Origin of the sequence: Paenibacillus sp. O199 (assembly GCF_001636635.1) — a bacterium.
Taxonomy (GTDB): Bacteria; Bacillota; Bacilli; order Paenibacillales; family Paenibacillaceae; genus Paenibacillus; species Paenibacillus marchantiae.
This window is the reverse complement of sequence record NZ_LGRP01000046.1, coordinates 17,340-35,568: the sequence shown is the minus strand read 5'-3', so window position 1 is coordinate 35,568 and position 18,229 is coordinate 17,340. Positions and strand designations below refer to the sequence as shown.

Sequence of the window (18,229 nt, the reverse complement as noted above, 5' to 3'; positions counted from 1 at the left end):
CCCTCAGCAGGGGAAATCCCGCTCCAAAGGCGGACGCTTCGCTCCCTCTGCTCCGATTCCGCCCTCCTCCGCTGCTTACCTCAAATACATTTGCAGCGGCTGCAGTCGCAGCTCGCGGATGGCTTCCGCCACCTGCATGGCGAGGCGACGGGCACCGCGCTCCTGAAAATGCGTGTTATCCTCCACGCCTGTTGGGAAGTTCACGTACTCACCCGGCAGAACCCACATGAAATCCTCCTTGCTCCCTTCAACGCCCGCTTGCTCGAACAGGATACGGCTTCGCTCAGCCAGATCGATCAGCGGTACACCTTCCTCTTCCGCCAGCTCACGCACAGCGACGATATAATCGCCATGGGTGTCGGTCAATGTGCCGTCATCAGCGAAGTAACGCCGATGTACCGGTGTCACGAGCACCGGACGCGCCTTAGCTTCGCGGGCGGCATCGATATACTTTTTCAGATATTCCTTATATGTTGTGAAAGGCTCCGTTCCCCGGTCAGGGCCCGGCTTCTCATCGTTATGTCCAAATTGAATAAACAGAAAGTCTTCCGGCTTAATCTTCTCCAGAATGGCATCCAATCTGCCTTCATTGATGAAGCTTCGGGAGCTGCGTCCAGACTGGGCATGGTTATCCACAGCAACATCATGTTTGAACTGTGCAGGCAACAGCTGGCCCCAGCCACAGTATGGATATCCACTTTCCGGCTGATCCGTCACGGTAGAATCACCAGCGATAAATACATTCATCGTCTGATTGGCAAGCGTGATCTCCAATGCATTAATCCGCGGCGCAGGACCGGAGAAGGATAGTCGGAGCTTTCCGCCACGAACCACAACCGAGAATCGAACCTCTGCACATTGCCCAGGAAGTGTACGAATGGTTGGCAGCATCAGCCTGCCCTCTCCGGCTTTGACTCTGGTGATCGTCTCCGCCAATTCATCCCCTGCAATTAACAAGACCTGATAGGTTCCATCGGGTACATTAACGATGAAAGATGCCTTGAGCGGAATACAAAAGCTTGAACGCAATCGGGCAGACACATTGGCCTGCCATTGTTTGCCGTTGTTTGCCCTACTGGAATTCGATACTTCGTCTTCACTTATCCGTTGTTTCTCATACACAAGGGAGCCGGATTCGAAACCGTATTCTCCCTGTTCTTCATATGCAGTGCTGGCAGACACTTTCAAATAACCCTCAACCTCACCTGCACTGCCAGAGTCCGGTCCAAAATTGAACTTCCAGTGGGTAACGGCCTCTTCACCGCCCTCTGCCGTTACCTCCGTGGCAACAGCCTGACTACCCTGGGCCTTATTCAATAGGAACAACCTCCTTTGTTCAATATCCAATTCAGGTTTGAATCCAGTGAATATCGTTTATCCTTTCAGTCCGCTGGTGCTCATGCCCTGTACAATTTGTTTTTGGAAAATAAAGAACACGGCTACAACGGGTACGAGACTCACAATGGACATCGCGAACATCGCTCCCCAGTTGGAGGCAGACTCACTGTCCAGGAACATTTTCAGTGCCATGGAGACCGTATATTTATCCGGCGAGTTGAGATACAGTACTGGACCGAGCAGATCCTCCCATCTCCAGTAGAAGGAGAAGATCGCAGCCGTTGCGAGTGATGATTTGATGAGTGGCATAATAATCTGTACATACAGTCTGAACTTGTTACATCCATCAATGGTAGCAGCCTCATCCAGCTCTTTCGGAATCGTACGAATGAACTGTACCATCAGGAAGATAAAGAACGGCATCCCGAAGAACGTAGGTACAACTATCGGTAGAATGGTATTCAACCAACCAAGCTTCGTGAAAATAATATATTGGGGTACGAGTACAACATCATGCGGCAACATAAGTGTTAACATCATCAGAGAGAACCAAAAGTTACGTCCTTTGAAGTTAAGTCTAGCAAAACCAAAGGCAATCAGCGATGAGGATAACACTGCACCAATCGTAGAGATGACCACAATAACGAGTGAGTTGGTGATGTAATCCATAAACGGTCTTCCGCCTGCGCCTTTCCAGCCATCCGCATAGTTACTCCAGATCCATTCCGTTGGGAACAAGGACTCGGCAGTTACGAAGATGGTACGACTTTCTTTGAATGAGCTGAAAAGCATCCACAGAACGGGATAAAGCATCAGGAGGGCCAAAGCTGCAACGAACAGGTGATAGATGGGCCATTTCACATTTCTCCAAACCATCGTTACTTCCCTCCTTCGGATTCATAGAATACCCAGAACTTGGATGTCAGGAACACCGCGACTGTGAGTATACCGATCATAATAAGCATGATCCAGGCCATGGCCGAAGCATAACCCATGTTGTTAAACATAAATGCCTGACGGAACAGATACAGCGAGTAAAGCATCGTACCGTCCATTGGACCGCCCTCGCCTTTAGAGATGATATATGCAGGTACGAAGGTCATAAATGCACCGATGGTTTGCATAATAAGGTTGAACAGAATGATTGGACTGAGTAGCGGTAAGGTGATACCAAAAAATTTACGTACCGGGTTGGCACCATCCACACCTGCTGCTTCGTACATCTCGGGAGATATATTTTTCAGACCGGCCAGGAAGATGAGCATGGAAGATCCAAACTGCCAAACAGATAACGAGATCAGCATAACCAGAGACGCATTCGGATCACCAAACCAGCTAATTGGCCCAATTCCGATTGCCGTTAATGCACTGTTGATGACACCTTCATTACTGAAAAGGTTACGCCACATAATCGACACGGCCACACTACCACCGATAATGGATGGCAGGTAGTACAAGGTACGATACGTTCCGACCATACGGGATCCCGTATTCAGGATCATGGCTACGAAAAGTGCGAAGACCAGTCTTAGAGGGACACCAATGAACACATACAGAAACGTTACTTTAACCGAGTTCCAGTACTTCGGATCATCAAAGAACATTTTGGTGTAGTTGTCCATCCCGATCCACCGCGGTGAAGTGAACAGGTTATAACTCGTAAACGACATGTATAGGGATACAAACATCGGAATAAGCGTAAAGCCCAGAAAGCCGATGATAAAAGGACTAATAAAAGCATACCCGGTTAGGTTTCTACGCAACGACGAATATTGCCTCAACGGAACAAACCTCCTTTATTGATCTGCTTGCTTTCCGCGACCTTGCTTCGAGCTACTGGACGGGGAAAGGCCCTCGCGGTATGCGAGTAGCCCTGTTCCCGTCCATCCCGGTAATGGGATGAGCAAGCGATCATTCAACTGTTATTTATTGTTGGCAAGAACGGCTTCGGCATTTTTGCGGAATGTCGCTGCTGCTTGTTCCGGTGTAACCTTACCAAAGTTCAGTTCCTCCACAACATCCGCCAGAGAAGCAATGACTTCCGGCGAACCTACCGGTGGTGGTGAGCTCATTGGCGAAGCCTTAGGCTCCATGGACGCTACGAAGTCAAATACCTGTTTCGTTGCATCACTCAACTCAGGAGCGATAGCTTCTTTGATTTTGCCTGAAATCGGCACACCGCGCTCGCCTTTGATCAGTTTGTTAGCTTCCACATCGTTCACCCAGAAATCGATGAATTTAGCTGCTTCTTCCTTCACTTTCGAGTTCGATGTTACAGCCCAGTACATACTTGGCTGCATATAGAGTCCTTTTTCCATATCCGGTCCAGGCATTGGTGCAATCTCCAAAGGACGATTAGCTACCTGCTGCAAGGCCACAAACTGGTTGGACCATTGCCATACGCCAATTCCTTTTTCCTTAACCAGATCGGATTCCTCAATAATACCTTTCGTCTGGTTAACCAGATCCGGTGAAGGTGCAGCTCCCTGCTCAATCATCCGCCGCATGAGTCCGAAGAACTCAACGAATAGTTTGTCGTCATCATAGCCAAGACCCGTTCCTTCAGCATTGTAGAGGGACAGTCCTTTGGTCCGCAGGAAATAGTGGAAGAAGATATCCGGCGCTACGCCCCCATCCAAAAAGAGTCCTTTGGCAGCCGTTTGCTTGCCAAGCTCTTCATACGATTCCCAAGTCATATTTTCGGGAATGGCATCCACACCCGCTTTTTTGAGCAAAGCCGGATCATATTGGAAACCCAGTACGTTAACACCAGCAGGTACTCCATATTGTTTGTCGTTGATAACGCCTGTGCTGATTACGTTCTCGGATACGTCGTCTACTTTAATCTGGTTTCCGAGATACGGTGACAGATCTTCGAGCTGTCCGTTCTTTGCATATTGGCTGATGTAGGAAATATCCATCTGAACAATGTCCGGCAGTTGATTCGCTGCAGCTTGTGGAGCGAGCTTTTTCCAGTAGTCATCAAATGAGGCGTATTCCACGTCAATTTTGACATTCGGGTTTTTCGTTTTGTACAGGTCAATGACCTTCTGTGTGTATTCATGACGTGCATCTGATCCCCACCATGCGATACGAAGTGTTACCGAACCATCCCCAGATGTTCCGCCCGATTCTCCGCTGCTGCTGCATGCCGTTGTTAATACCAGCAATGCCGCCATCATCAGGAATATTGCCTTTTTCACCATGCCAATCTCCCCTTTTATGTTGAAATGGTTGTGTGAACGAGTTATCTCCCACTTTCTGATAACGCTTTCACGAACTTTATATTGTCATTTTCGCAAATGTGGGACCATAGTTGAATACACAAAACCGTCTAGTTGGTTCAAAAAACAGAGGAGGACAACTGCACCTCTATCGGCGCTGTTCGTCCCCCTCATATTTCGATTCCATGATCGTCAGTCAATTGTTATAAGCCAGTTCTGCGGAATTCAGTAGGTGTCATGCCGGTCCACTTTTTGAACACCTGACTGAAATATTGTGAGTTCCCTCCGAAGCCAAACAATTCGGCAAGCTCAAAGACCTTCACATCTCCACCTCTGCGAATATGGTCGCAGGCACGCTCAATGCGCAAACGATTCACATAGTTGGAGAAGTTTTCACCCGTCACTTTTTTGAAAATTTTGCCGAGATAATCCGGATTCATATATAACATCTGATGGGCAACCCCGTTAAGCGAGAGATCAGCCTCGCCATAATGGCGATCCACAATATCCATCATCTTCTCCACAGCAGAAGACTGACGGCTAATATGGTTTTTGTAATAACCGGAGGTTAACCGGGCTGCGCTGCTGGCAACAAAGGATTTTAAGCCAGATAATGTGTCGATATGGGGCAGCTCTGCCATACGCTGAGTAAATTCCGTTGCCTCCTCAGGAGGACAAACATGAATCATTGCGGAGTACAACTGCACCACATACGACCGAGTAATCCCGATTTCAAGCTGCTGACCAGACAAAAGCTCGAACAGGCGATCCACTTCAGCGCCCGCTTCTTCCGTATTGCCTGACTTAATCAACTGACATAACTGCTCTCCATCTTGTTCAACATGTACACCATCACATTCCCCGGCCAGCTCCAGATCACTTTTGGTAATCAGCTTGCCTTCGCCGATAAAAAAGCGATGGTTCAGGCATTGCAGCGCCTCACGGAACAAACGCCGGGACTGGATCATTCGATCTGCTTCACTGAGGGCAGCCGTAACTTCCAGTTTATATAGTCTGGTGAAAGCAGTCCGCACTTCCTCGATGCTCTCCTTTAGACCGACCGAATCGGCAGAGTCCCCCAACAGAATTAACAGTTTGCCTTCAATGGTAGTGCTTAATAGAACATGGGGCAGCAAATCACTGGCAATGTTTTTGATTGCAAATAGATGACTATAATCATGTTCATCTGCAATCCGGAACAGCAGCAGCCGCACTTCGTTATCCTCCAGCTCCAAGTCAAACAGCTCCTGATAATACTCCAGATCGACTGGACCATAGGTTTGGTTCGTCATAAACTCCAGCAGGAACTGCTCCTTCACATGTGGCAGCACCCGCTGCAGACGCTGTTTCATCTCTCCGGCCACATGTTCCTTTACCTGGGCATCCTGGTGTTCCTGAAGCAACTCAGACAAGGCATCATGAATCTGGTTCTCGTTACATGGTTTGAGCAGATAATGTTTCACTCCATATTGCATCGCCCGGCGAGCGTATTCGAACTCTTTGTAGCCAGACAACATGATAAAGCGGAGTCCAGGGTAAGCCTCAGATGCTTTTTCAATGAGTCCAAGACCATCCAGGCCCGGCATCGAAATATCCGTAATGATAATATCCGGTCTGGAATGACCGATTTTATCCAGCGCTTCAATCCCGTTTCTCGCGGTATCCACGAGTTCTGTCCCCGCTGCAGCCCAATCCACGACTTGCGAAATCCCCTCCAGAATGACACGTTCATCATCTACGAGCATCACTTTGTACATCGTCATCGTCCTCTCTAATCCAAGGTATTCTGATCGATACTACGGTCCCTGATCCGGGATTGCTGCTCATGATCATTTCGCCTTCGTCGCCGAAGGTCAACCTGATCCGTTCTTTGATGTTCGACAGTCCGATCCCCTGTCCCCTCGTCTGTACGCGTCCCTCTTGCAATTGCTCCAGAAATTCGGGAGTCATACCCGGACCATCGTCCTCCACATCAATTACAACGTTGTCTCCGTCTGCTCTCGCCCTAATCCGAATACGGCAAGGTTCTATGCTTGGCTCCAATGCATAATGAATGGCGTTCTCCACCAATGGCTGCAGAGTTAACTTCGGAATGCGTGCAGTTCCCACTTCAGGCGCAATGTCCATGTCAAAATCAAGTCTTTCCTCGAATCGCGTGTGCTGGATCGTCACATAACTGCGGACGATGTCCAGTTCCCTTTCCAAAGTAATCCACTTCTCGGACATGTTCACTGAGCTTCGCAGCAGAAATCCGAGGGCTTCGACCATTTCGGAGATTTGATGCTGCTTCTGCACTTTGGCAAGCCAGTTGATCGATTCCAGTGTGTTATATAGAAAATGTGGATTAATCTGTGCCTGAAGCGCTTTCAATTCAGTCTCTCGGATCACGAGTTGCTTCGCATAATTCTCGTCAATGAGTTCACGTATACGCTGTACCATCATCTTGAACGTGCGATGCAGCAATCCGACCTCATTTTGTGAAGATACCGGGACATTGCCCAACGCTACTTCCTCCAGCTTATCCAGATCGCCTTTTTCGATATTGCGCATTTTCTTGATCAACTGGGCGATAGGCTGTGTAATACTGCGGGAAAACTTGGCTCCGAATATAAGCGCCGCTAGGAATATCATGATAAAAATGACAGTCACCAGCTGTTTAACAAACTGGATCTGCTTAAACATCTGGTCAAAGGGCGTCATATACAGATACACCCAATCTGTATATGGGGAATTCGCACGAGCGACAAAATTCCTTCCCTGCTCAAACATGGCTATCCCATAGGGCTGAGTGCGCTTCAGTTCAGACTCGATTTCAGATTTACTGACAGTCGACTCTGTTGGGTAGATTACTTCCCGGCCATCTGTAATTAATAGCTGTGAATCCTCTGCCGGGTGTTGCATCTGGTCTTGGACAATCCGATCCAATCGTACACGAATAACCAGGGTGCCCAACTTCTCCAGCGTAAATGCTCCACCGGTAAAAGACTTTACCTGTCTAACCGACAGTAATCTGGCTTGTTGGTCCCCGCCTGTGTACCAAGCATTAGAGCCCGAATATTGCTGTCCCAAAGCAACCAATTCTCTTTGCGTCTTCTCCGAGATTCCCTCCCGGTTTCCAGCTGCCATAATATTATTATCATTATCGATAAAGATCATGGAATAGACGTATTTCTCTGAACCTGCATATGCCACCAGTCTGTTGGTAATTTTTTTGCGCAGGCCATTTTTCTCATACCCCGATTCAGCCTTATCCAACTGAAGAAGATATTGCTGAAGAGGCTCGTCGGACATGACCTTGAAGGATAGATTGGAGATCTCACGCAGTTGGTTCTCGATGCCCACCGAAGACATATTAAGCACCTGTGAGGATTTCTCATAGATTTGTCGATCATAAATGCCGAATACATATCCCAGGACAGATACATAGAACGTGAAGCTGATCATCATCAGTAATCCGATGAGAAGAATGGTTTTGTGATGAATCGGCAATGTCGTGAAAGCGTTTTTAATTCTACTCATCCAAAGCGCTCCTTTGGCTCGCGAAGGGTGCAGTCATTCGAAACTGTTTTCGATCTACTGTAAGTTATTTTCATATTTACACATCCATGGTCAGATGACAAGTCATATTTATGCAACATTTTAGGTCATTTCCGAAGGTGTGTATCCTTGGTCTGGTATGAACATAGACGCAAAAACAGCCAGATTCCCTGAAAAGATCAAGGAAATCTGGCTGCTCAATATCTTGTCGATAGTGTATAAGAGTGCTAATTATTTCGTTACGGATTTACAAAAACGGTTTTTAACTTGGCGACATACTGCACATCAAAGCCAAGACCCTCGGCTACCATAGCAACCGGCACATATGTTTTGGACTCTGTGCCCACCTTGTTCAAGAATGCAGGTGTATCCACGGCTACGGATGCACCATTCACCTGAACGGCCGTTGCACCAATCTTCACGGCAACCTTCCGATCTCCGTATGTAATCGTTGCGGTTGAGGTTTTGTTATCCCATACCGTAGTTGCGCCAACGGCATTCACGATATCCTGGATCGCCACAAAGTTTTTACCATTGCGGTTGATTGGTTTGTACGGCGTGTCCAGCGTTTTACCACTGACAATGATATTCATCGGTTGGCCTGCAGCAGGAGCCGTCAGCTTGGTGTAATCGCCCCAGATCGTTTCTGCGAATACTTTGGCAATCGCTTCATATCCGAACTGATTCGGGTGGAAATCGCGGTCCTTAATCATGTGAGTCATCGTGCCTTCACCGCCAATAAATTCCTTGGCGACATGAGCCACTTTCACATCAATTCCTTTAGCGGAAAATTCAGTCGCAATTCCATCAATGGTCGCAGTAAACCCTTGGGAAGCCTCCATCAGTTTCGCATAGAGCGCTTTACCAGCTACTTCAGGCATGGGTTGGTACTGGTCAGCGATTACGATTTTGGCATTAGAATTAATCTCATGAATATCATTGATAACTGCGCTAACATTGGCTGTATAGGAAGATAGCAATTCCTTCACTTTTGCTTCCAGTTCCGCATCACTTAGCTTATCTGCTGAACCGAGCAACTCGGACACATCGTTCCCTCCGATTGTGATGGCAACGAGATTAGCCCCAGCTACACTCTCCCGGATGGCAGCAATATTGGCTCCAACTTGTGCCGCTCTTGGATCAGGGAGGCTCGGTTGAATGGCTTCGGAAGTGAGCGCTTTCCCCTCTTTAATCGCATCTGCAAAGTTTTTCAAACCACTGCTCTTCAATCCGGCAATACCATAGTTGTCCACCTGAGTACGTCCGTGAAGTAGACCTTGTTCCTGCAACCGTTCTACATAACCATAGGGCAGTTCTTTCAGGTTCGGCTCATACCCTACGGTGATGGAGTCCCCCAATGTGACGAGGCGGAATTCCTTGGTTACTGATATCGCATCTTTCTGTACAGGCAATGATGATGTTACGCTTCCTGCGGGTAACGCATTGCTATCCGCAGCATGAGCGGACTGTGCGGATGATGCCAAAATCAGCATCCCTGCTAGCATACTTGCCGTTAATCCCGCGGCGGTACTTCTCCATATGCGTTTACGCTTCATTCTTAGAACACTCCTTTTTCCCGTATCTATAAAATAAAAAAAATAATTACATATTACACTGTTCACTCCGGTGACAGAAGTTCGTGTAACTCTATTCTAACATTATTAAAGGGGCGCTGTCGTCTCCACCCCATATCCGCACGAAAAACAGACTCCCCTAATTAGGGAAGTCTGTTATCCGTTGAGTATAGTCACGATGTTCACTCGTTAAGACTTTGATTTATTCGTGTCTCCAGAATCAGAACCATTCGTGTCCATTTCCGTTTTGTTCCCGGCAGACCGATCTAGATATCGATCGTAGCGATCGTCCACCTCACGTGCCATGTCCCGGTACTTCAACGTTTCTTCAACAATTGGGTCTCGTTCTGTCTGAATGCGCACCTCGTACTTGGGAGGAATCAGCTGACGTTCACGTTTGTCAGCATCGCCGGACTCCTCCATCTCCCCTTCAGTCAGCATATCACTCAAACGTCGTTCCAGTTCTTTGGATTCATCCATTGTTGTTCGCTCCTTAAATTAAAGTCACATATGCACTAATCTTACTATTGTACTTTCACTTCGTGGACAGAACAATCTTCCGATCGCTGTTATCCCCAGATTTCTTTGATTCCCCTCGTCCAAGGGAGAAATCCGGTGATAAAGGCGAGCGCTACGCTTCTTCAGATTTGTTCAGTCCCCTCCGTTTAATGTACAATTTCAGATTTTTAAAGCATTGATGAATTGAATAAACTCACTCACTCCAAACCTGTTGCGTTTGCTTCCTTCAGCACACCCGTCAGTGCATCATGAATCTTGCCATTGCTGGCAACCACATGGCTCACCGACAGTTGGTAAGGCGTCCCCACGGTATCGGTAACCTTGCCGCCGGATTCCTCAACTAGCAGTGCACCTGCGGCGATATCCCAAGGCTTCAAACCGACTTCGGTATAAGCGCTGAGGCGCCCCGCTGCAACATATGCCAAATGCAGGGCAGCAGAACCACCTGCACGCAGACTGCGTACTTGCGGTGCCAGTGCTTGAACAGCGGCCATATTGATCGGCAACGCGTAGGTCGTATCCGCCGGGAAGCCAACTGCGATCAGGCTCTGGGCCAGTTCCTGTTCACCAGATACAAGCATCCGGTTTCCATGGACATAAGCGCCTTTTCCTTTTTCCGCAACAAACATCTCGTCACGGGAAGGATCGTAGATTACCCCCACAATCACCTCACCGTTATGAGCCAAGGCAATGGATACGGAGTAGAACGGAAAACCATGTACGAAATTGGTCGTTCCGTCCACCGGATCCACAATCCAGAGAAACTCTTCTTCCTCAGCTTCTTTCAGTGCCTTCGCTGATGCTTCCGGTCCCGGTTCCACGCCTTCTTCACCCAGAATGGCATGATGGGGAAAATGCGTCAGAATCAGGCGTCGGATCATCTGTTCCGCACCTTTATCGACTTCAGTAACGAGATCCTGCGGCGAATACTTGGTTCCGGGCTCTCCCACAGTTCCGAGACGGCTCTTGATCCACTCTCCAGCTTTGGAAGCTGCATTAATGGCGACGGCAGTATAGCTTTTGCTTGTCACGACATAAGGTGTTTTTTCCTTCTCATTCAAAGCGTTCACTCTACTTTCTATATCAATCTACGAAAAATTAAAATACTTGTTAAAAGTATACGCCCCGAGGGTCGTAAAGTTTCTCGTTGCCCAGGCCCCTTTTGGCGCTACGGATGAATGATTACCGTCGACTCGTCCACCCATTCCACACCCTCTTCGTGATAGAATGCTAGTTTCTGCATCAACTGCACCAGAGCTTCATCCTTGCGTTTGGCCTCAATCATCACATCAAGAGCGGGCGTATCTGCTGCAATATGACGTAAAAAAGCGAGCATCGGCTCCACCTCAACACCATCAGCATGACCACGCAGGTCCTTCTCACTCTTTGGACTGGAGACGTGAATTTTGGGCGGCAACGGCTTGTCTGCCGGAGAATCCGCTTGAGCAAGCGGAGACTCCCAAGTCTTCAATATATCCGGCCAGAGATCCCATGGCTGTTCGCCTTCATTGTTCACCCATTGATGGTGGATATCCAGCACCATGGGCAGCCCCATACGTTGACATACCGAGAGGGTCTCGGGAGCATTGAACGTTTTGTCATCATTTTCGAGCGTCATCCGTTCCTGAATATCCCGATCCAGCTTCAGAAAATTTTCTTCAAAACGCAGCGCTGCACTAGGCTTGTCCCCGTATGCACCACCAATATGTATATTGTTCTTGGCAGTGGCATTCAGCCCCATGGCATCCAGCATCCGTACATGATGGCGAAGGTCGCGCATGGAGTTGCGCAGCACTTCCTCCCGAGGTGTGCTGAGTACCGTAAAATGATCCGGGTGGAAAGACACACGCATCTGGTTCTCCTTCACAAAATCGCCAATCGCGGCAAAATCCTGCTTAAGCGCGGGAAACGGGTCCCAATCACTGAGATCCTCATGCGTTGCTAGCGGAATTAATTTGGAAGAGAAACGATATACATGAATATGGCTTCCTTTGTTGTGTCTGAGCAAACGTAATGTATTATGCAAATTCTCGACTGCAATCCGTTCAAGCTTGCGAATTGCTGCTTCCCTATCATCAATTTTCTTAAAGCTGGACATAGTCATCGTCCGGGAAGGTGAAGCATTCTCCACAAGCACGGACATCGCCACATAACCAAAACGTACGAGCATGAATTTCTTCCTCTCTATTAGGGCGGGATTCCTTTCCCGGTATATGAAGCCGGCAGTCTTCCCTTCACTTTATATAACCAAGTTTTACCCTAAAAGAGTGACCATAATCGTGATTTGGACAAATCCGTCCATTCAATCCCGGTCCACATGTAACAAACTACCCCTGTGCCTGTTCACCAAAGAACATCTCGTCCGCGAGAGCAGTCTGAATGCGTGATTCTTCCTCGTTCAGTTTACGGATCAATTGCATCTCCACTTCGGTCACTTCTTGACCCTGGAAGTTAATCTCAGCAATGGAGACTACGATTTTTACGATGGCTACGGCCACGTTATCCGGTGTGTAAGCAATGACTTTCTGTCCGGTAGGAAATACACGAAAGCCTTGTTTGACCATTTTGCCACGGCCGTATTCTAGCAATTCGAACAGCTCTTGTTCATTCTTGAACTTGCACACGGAATTGAATTCGGTCTGAAATCCCATTCATACCCCTCCTTATAATGTCGTCCTTAGGCTACGCCTGTACGCCGTTCTCGTAGTTTAGCGCCTGCTTGCGGTTGTAGCGTTCCAAAGCCAGCTCAATCATGCGATCCAGCAGTTCGGCATACGATACGCCCGTTTCACGCCACAAGAGCGGGTACATGCTGTATGGTGTGAAACCAGGCATGGTGTTTACTTCATTAATAAGCAATGCCCCATCCGATTTGCGAATGAAGAAGTCTGCACGGGAAATGCCATTGCCTTCAATCGCACGGAATGCCTGCAATGCGGCCTCACGAATGCGATCTGCGGCTTCCGGGTCGAGCGGAGCAGGGATCAGCATCTGAGACTGTCCATCGATGTATTTGGCTGCATAGTCATAATATTCACCGGAAGATACGATTTCTCCTGGTACAGAAGCCATCGGTTCGTCATTTCCAAGTACACTGACTTCAACTTCTCGAGCCTCTACAAACTCCTCAATGACTACCTTGGTATCGTAACGGAGAGCGAACTCCACTGCTTTTTTCAGTTCATCCCGGTTACGCGCCTTCGAGATTCCTACGCTGGAACCGAGATTGGCCGGCTTAATGAAACACGGATAGCCCAGTTGATCTTCCACCTGCAAGATCATTTCATGTTCGGTCTGTTTCCATTGAGTAGCGTTAAAATACGTAAAGGCACATTGGTCGATTCCGGCCTGCGCGAACAGTTTCTTCATGACCACTTTGTCCATGCCGCCTGCCGAAGCGAGTACACCTGCGCCAACATAAGGCATATCCGCCATCTCGAACATCCCTTGAATCGTGCCATCCTCACCAAACGTACCGTGCAGCAGCGGGAACATGACGTCCATCGCCTCTTCTCCGCCATATAAACGGCCGAACAGCGCGTTCAGCGCTTCCTGTGTTCCGCCCGCCGCCTGCTCCAGCTTCAAATCTTCAATCTGCGCGAATGGCGCATGCATGACGGATCCTTTTTTCCACGTACCTTGCTTGGAGATATAAAAAGGAACCAGTTCATACTTCTCATAATCAAATGCGTTCGTTACAGCAAACGCCGTTTGCAGCGACACCTCATGCTCGCCTGACTTTCCGCCGTAAACGACGCCTACTGTTAATTTATCCATACTCATGTGTAACCTCCGATTATCTGTGCAATGATGCTGCCATGTCTGCATGTTCAGCACCACTTTTATTCTGTTATCTAGACTTATTTTACACGGAACCGGATGTCCACGTCACCGAATCCCGTAAAATCTTTGACCATCAAAACTCATCTGCAATGTGAAAAAGCCGGTACACCGTCCGCTCGTTCCAAGCGTAAGAATCCCGGTAATCCCAAAAACGGTGGCGGCTGCTGACTGTATGTGCGTTCACAAGTGGCATGCCCCCCGCATCAAAAGCGGTCACAACCGTACTGTGCTGAAACCTGCCGTCCCCGTCCCAGTCATAGAGGACTACATCTCCAAGCATTAGCTGCTCTGGACGATCCACTTCGGTTGCTGACAATCCCCAGCTGCTGCCAGATAAATAACGCTCCAGACTATTGGACACGGCCCAGCTGTAACTCCACATTTCAGAGCCATTTACATAGCCTTTGTACCACCATCCTGCTTCTCTTTTACCAGTATAGTGGATGGGTGCTCCCCCTGCAAAGAGACATTGGGACACATAATTGGTGCAATCTACTTCGAATTCCTCAAATGCCGGGTTTCCCGCATTCCACCACCGGTCCGCATAGGCGACAGCCAGATCCCTGCGATACAGCTGCTGCTTCGATCTCCTACCCTGTCCCAGTACTTCTCGGTTAAGCAGCGGCCGATTCATCGCCTGTACAAAATCAGCTTGTTGAAAAGGACGGCCCTCTCCTACCGGGCGACGCTCCGGCACTTCACGTTCTACACGTGCAATGGTCCAAACTCCACCTTGCCTAAGAAAGGTCAGGCGTTCCCGTTCAATCCGGTCTTCCCGATGGGTCAAACCATTCTTCTCATAGAACAGCCTGCTGTACAATTGCACATCGACGACCGATTCATCGGACCCATCCATAAGTGTCCGCACAAGCTTGGCGCTGGTCTCACTGCGAAGAGGCACCGCCCGCCGCTTGCGGTACCATTGGTCCAGTCTGGCCATCCGCTCTCCCCGTTCCAGCACAAATTCCGGATCGGTGACAATCCGTTCGCTTGTCTGTGGACGGTAGTCGATCTCACAGCGATTATACTGGTTCACGTAGGTATATAAGGCACTCTTCCATTCGCGTTCCAAGCCTGTGTCCCCCTTTGGCATGAGTTCTGTCCGGAATGATCCATTGCATGAAAACTCTTTTTTATTTATATGAGAGAATTTCGGTTGTATGTGTCTCGTTCTGTTTTGAAGCCTTATTATCGGGGATAATGCGTACGGAAGAGATCGCGTCCATTCCCTTTACTTGAGAACGCATTCAATCTCTCAATGGCTTGGCTGGACAGGCAAAAAGCCCTTTACGTACGGAGTTGAAAACGGTATACTTAAAACTAAAGTTACGATTATGAAATTACGTTTCACCTAATGAAACTAACGAACAAGGACACGGAACGATGAAGGCCTGTTCTTCACCTAAATGAACGTTTTCTTCATCTCACCGACACATTTTAAGGAGGTACATGTATGTCAGCCAAGAATCATTTCTCCGCGGCCCGCAGTCTTGAGGTCGGAGGCAAGTCTTATCGCTACTACAGTTTAGATGCTCTTCAGGAAGGCGGCTACGGCGACCTTTCCAAGCTCCCTTTCTCCATTAAAGTGCTGCTCGAAGCAGCTATTCGTCAATTCGACGGACGTGCTATTACCGAAGAACATGTAAAACAACTGACCGGCTGGGCAGAAGGCCGTGACAATAACAAAGAAATTCCATTTATCCCTGCACGTATCGTTCTGCAGGATTTCACTGGTGTACCCGTGGTCGTTGACCTTGCAGCAATGCGCGATACCGTGAAAAAAGCAGGCGGCGATCCAAAACAGATCAATCCACTCGTTCCCGTCGATCTCGTTATCGACCACTCCGTTATGGTTGATGCGTTCGGAACGAACGATGCACTCGACTACAACATCAAGGTTGAATTCGAGCGTAACGAAGAGCGTTACCGCTTCTTGCGCTGGGCACAAACGGCATTCAACAACTTCCGTGCAGTTCCACCATCCACAGGGATTGTTCACCAAGTTAACTTGGAGTACTTGGCTTCCGTGGCTGCAACCAAAACCATTGATGGCGAAACTGTTGTATTCCCGGATTCCCTCGTAGGAACGGACTCCCACACCACCATGATCAACGGACTCGGCGTTGTTGGTTGGGGTGTTGGCGGGATCGAGGCTGAAGCAGGTATGCTGGGCCAACCGCTTTATTTTGTAACACCGGACGTTATCGGTTTCAAATTGACAGGTAGCCTGAGCGAAGGCTCAACGGCAACGGATCTGGCACTCACAGTTACTCAAATGCTGCGTAAAAAAGGCGTTGTCGGTAAATTTGTCGAGTTCTACGGACCGGGTCTTAGCAACATCAGCCTGGCTGACCGTGCAACGGTAGCCAACATGGCACCAGAGTACGGCGCAACAATTGGTTTCTTCCCTGTTGATAGCGAAACACTGAACTATATGCGTAATACCGGCCGTACCGACGAACAGGTGGATCTGGTTGAAGCTTATTATAAAGCTCAGAACATGTTCCGTACTGCTGATACGGTTGATCCTGAATTTACAGATGTGATCGAACTTGACCTGGCATCCGTTGTACCAAGTCTCGCGGGACCTAAGCGTCCACAAGATCGCATCGAGTTGACTCAAATGAAGGATAGCTTCAACAGTATCATCCGTACGCCGATCGACAAAGGCGGTTACGGACTGAGCGACGAAAAAATTGCAGAAAAAGTACCTGTGAAACACCCGAACGGTTCCACTAGCGAACTGTCTGCTGGTGCTGTCGTTATCGCGGCAATCACAAGCTGCACCAACACATCCAACCCTAGCGTTATGGTCGGAGCGGGTCTACTTGCGAAAAAAGCCGTTGAACGTGGTCTGACTAAGCCTGGCTACGTGAAAAGCAGCTTGACTCCGGGTTCCCTCGTTGTTACCGAGTATCTGGAAAAAGCAGGTCTGATCGAATATCTCGACAAACTCGGATTCAACGTTGCCGGCTATGGTTGCGCAACTTGCATCGGTAACTCTGGCCCACTGCCAGACGAAGTAAGCGAAGCAATCTCCGAGAACGATTTGACGGTAGCGGCTGTATTGTCCGGTAACCGTAACTTTGAAGGTCGTGTGCACGCGCAAGTCAAAGCCAACTATCTGGCTTCTCCGCCACTCGTTGTGGCGTATGCTCTCGCGGGTACCGTTAATATTGATTTTGCAACCGATCCAATCGGTTATGATACCAACAACGAGCCTGTATTCCTGAAAGACCTCTGGCCTAGCTCCGAGGAAATCAAGGATACCATCGCTAGCTCGCTGAACGCACAGATGTTCCGCAACAAATACGAGAACGTATTTACAGCTAACGAACGTTGGAATACGATCCCTGTACCGGAAGGCGAATTGTATGAGTGGGATCCAAACTCCACGTACATTCAGAATCCACCATTCTTCCAGGAGCTTGGCGACAAGTTGACTGATATCGCAGATATTCGTTCCGCACGTGTTATGGCATTACTTGCTGACTCCGTAACAACGGATCACATCTCGCCAGCGGGTAATATCGCACCATCCAGTCCGGCTGGACTGTACCTGAAAGAACATGGCGTAGAACGCAAAGACTTCAACTCATACGGCTCCCGTCGTGGTAACCATGAAGTTATGATGCGTGGTACGTTTGCCAACATTCGTATCCGTAACCAAGTAGCTCCAGGTACTGAGGGTGGCATTACGAAATACCTGCCAACGGACGAAGAAATGTCCATTTACGATGCTTCCATGAAGTATCAGGACGAAGGACAGAACCTGATCGTTATCGCAGGTAAAGAGTATGGTACAGGAAGCTCGCGTGACTGGGCGGCAAAAGGAACATTCCTGCTTGGCGTCAAAGCCGTTATCGCAGAAAGCTTCGAGCGTATTCACCGCAGTAACCTGGTGGGCATGGGCGTAATGCCATTGCAATTCCAGGAAGGTCACGGCTGGTCCAGCCTCGGTCTGAACGGTCGTGAAACGTATGACATCACAGGTCTGAGCAATGATGTGAAGCCAGGACAAGAACTGACGGTTACCGTAACCCGTGAGGACGGCACCAAGTTCGACTTCCCTGTCATCGCTCGTCTGGACAGCATGGTGGACGTGGACTACTACCATAACGGCGGTATCCTGCAAACCGTATTGCGTCAAATGATGAAAAAATCTTAATCGCATTTATATTTAATGCAGTTAAG

The 18,229-nt window shown here is 48.7% G+C and carries 14 protein-coding genes; 1 reads left to right on the top strand and 13 read right to left on the bottom strand.

The genetic code is table 11. The features are described from left to right. Positions 1 to 75: 75 nt before the first annotated feature. From A6049_RS29840 to A6049_RS29780, 13 genes are all read right to left on the bottom strand, one after another. On the bottom strand, positions 76 to 1,188 hold the full coding sequence (locus A6049_RS29840) for a rhamnogalacturonan acetylesterase (protein ID WP_063568059.1): 1,113 nt from the start codon (positions 1,186 to 1,188) through the stop codon (positions 76 to 78). A gap of 186 nt (positions 1,189 to 1,374) precedes the next feature. Then, positions 1,375 to 2,214: a carbohydrate ABC transporter permease gene (locus A6049_RS29835; RefSeq protein ID WP_024633028.1), complete on the bottom strand. Its 840-nt coding sequence runs from the start codon at positions 2,212 to 2,214 to the stop codon at positions 1,375 to 1,377. A gap of 2 nt (positions 2,215 to 2,216) precedes the next feature. Continuing rightward, a complete protein-coding gene (locus tag A6049_RS29830; protein ID WP_024633027.1) occupies positions 2,217 to 3,119 on the bottom strand; it encodes a carbohydrate ABC transporter permease in 903 nt (300 codons plus the stop codon). 141 nt (positions 3,120 to 3,260) lie between these two features. After that, positions 3,261 to 4,544, bottom strand: coding sequence for an ABC transporter substrate-binding protein (locus A6049_RS29825; protein WP_063568057.1), 1,284 nt, complete (start codon positions 4,542 to 4,544; stop codon positions 3,261 to 3,263). A 221-nt stretch (positions 4,545 to 4,765) separates the two neighbouring features. Then, positions 4,766 to 6,319 (bottom strand): response regulator, encoded by a 1,554-nt coding sequence (locus A6049_RS29820; RefSeq protein WP_063568056.1) that lies wholly within the window; start codon positions 6,317 to 6,319, stop codon positions 4,766 to 4,768. Next, entirely contained in the window at positions 6,294 to 8,081 is a 1,788-nt protein-coding gene (locus A6049_RS29815; RefSeq protein ID WP_063568055.1) for a cache domain-containing sensor histidine kinase, read from the bottom strand. Before A6049_RS29815 ends, A6049_RS29820 begins: the two co-directional genes overlap by 26 nt. 257 nt (positions 8,082 to 8,338) lie before the next feature. Next, positions 8,339 to 9,655, bottom strand: coding sequence for an SGNH/GDSL hydrolase family protein (locus A6049_RS29810; protein ID WP_063568054.1), 1,317 nt, complete (start codon positions 9,653 to 9,655; stop codon positions 8,339 to 8,341). 207 nt (positions 9,656 to 9,862) lie between these two features. Next, on the bottom strand, positions 9,863 to 10,153 hold the full coding sequence (locus A6049_RS29805) for a hypothetical protein (RefSeq protein WP_063568053.1): 291 nt from the start codon (positions 10,151 to 10,153) through the stop codon (positions 9,863 to 9,865). Positions 10,154 to 10,389: 236 nt separating this feature from the next. Further along, the gene (locus tag A6049_RS29800; protein ID WP_371121658.1) at positions 10,390 to 11,253 is read right to left on the bottom strand and encodes an inositol monophosphatase family protein; all 864 of its coding nucleotides are present in this window, start codon (positions 11,251 to 11,253) and stop codon (positions 10,390 to 10,392) included. A gap of 107 nt (positions 11,254 to 11,360) precedes the next feature. Next, a complete protein-coding gene (gene uvsE, locus A6049_RS29795; RefSeq protein WP_063568051.1) occupies positions 11,361 to 12,362 on the bottom strand; it encodes a UV DNA damage repair endonuclease UvsE in 1,002 nt (333 codons plus the stop codon). A gap of 157 nt (positions 12,363 to 12,519) precedes the next feature. Next, positions 12,520 to 12,843, bottom strand: a complete 324-nt coding sequence (locus A6049_RS29790; protein ID WP_053779624.1) for a hypothetical protein — start codon at positions 12,841 to 12,843, stop codon at positions 12,520 to 12,522. Between the two features lie 31 nt (positions 12,844 to 12,874). Then, entirely contained in the window at positions 12,875 to 13,975 is a 1,101-nt protein-coding gene (locus tag A6049_RS29785) for a D-alanine--D-alanine ligase (RefSeq protein ID WP_063568050.1), read from the bottom strand. Positions 13,976 to 14,108: 133 nt separating this feature from the next. Beyond that, the gene (locus tag A6049_RS29780; RefSeq protein ID WP_063568049.1) at positions 14,109 to 15,128 is read right to left on the bottom strand and encodes an amidase domain-containing protein; all 1,020 of its coding nucleotides are present in this window, start codon (positions 15,126 to 15,128) and stop codon (positions 14,109 to 14,111) included. Between the two features lie 360 nt (positions 15,129 to 15,488). Between A6049_RS29780 and acnA the strand changes: the two genes are divergently transcribed. Further along, positions 15,489 to 18,203: an aconitate hydratase AcnA gene (acnA, locus tag A6049_RS29775; RefSeq protein ID WP_063568048.1), complete on the top strand. Its 2,715-nt coding sequence runs from the start codon at positions 15,489 to 15,491 to the stop codon at positions 18,201 to 18,203. The last annotated feature ends 26 nt before the right edge of the window (positions 18,204 to 18,229 follow it).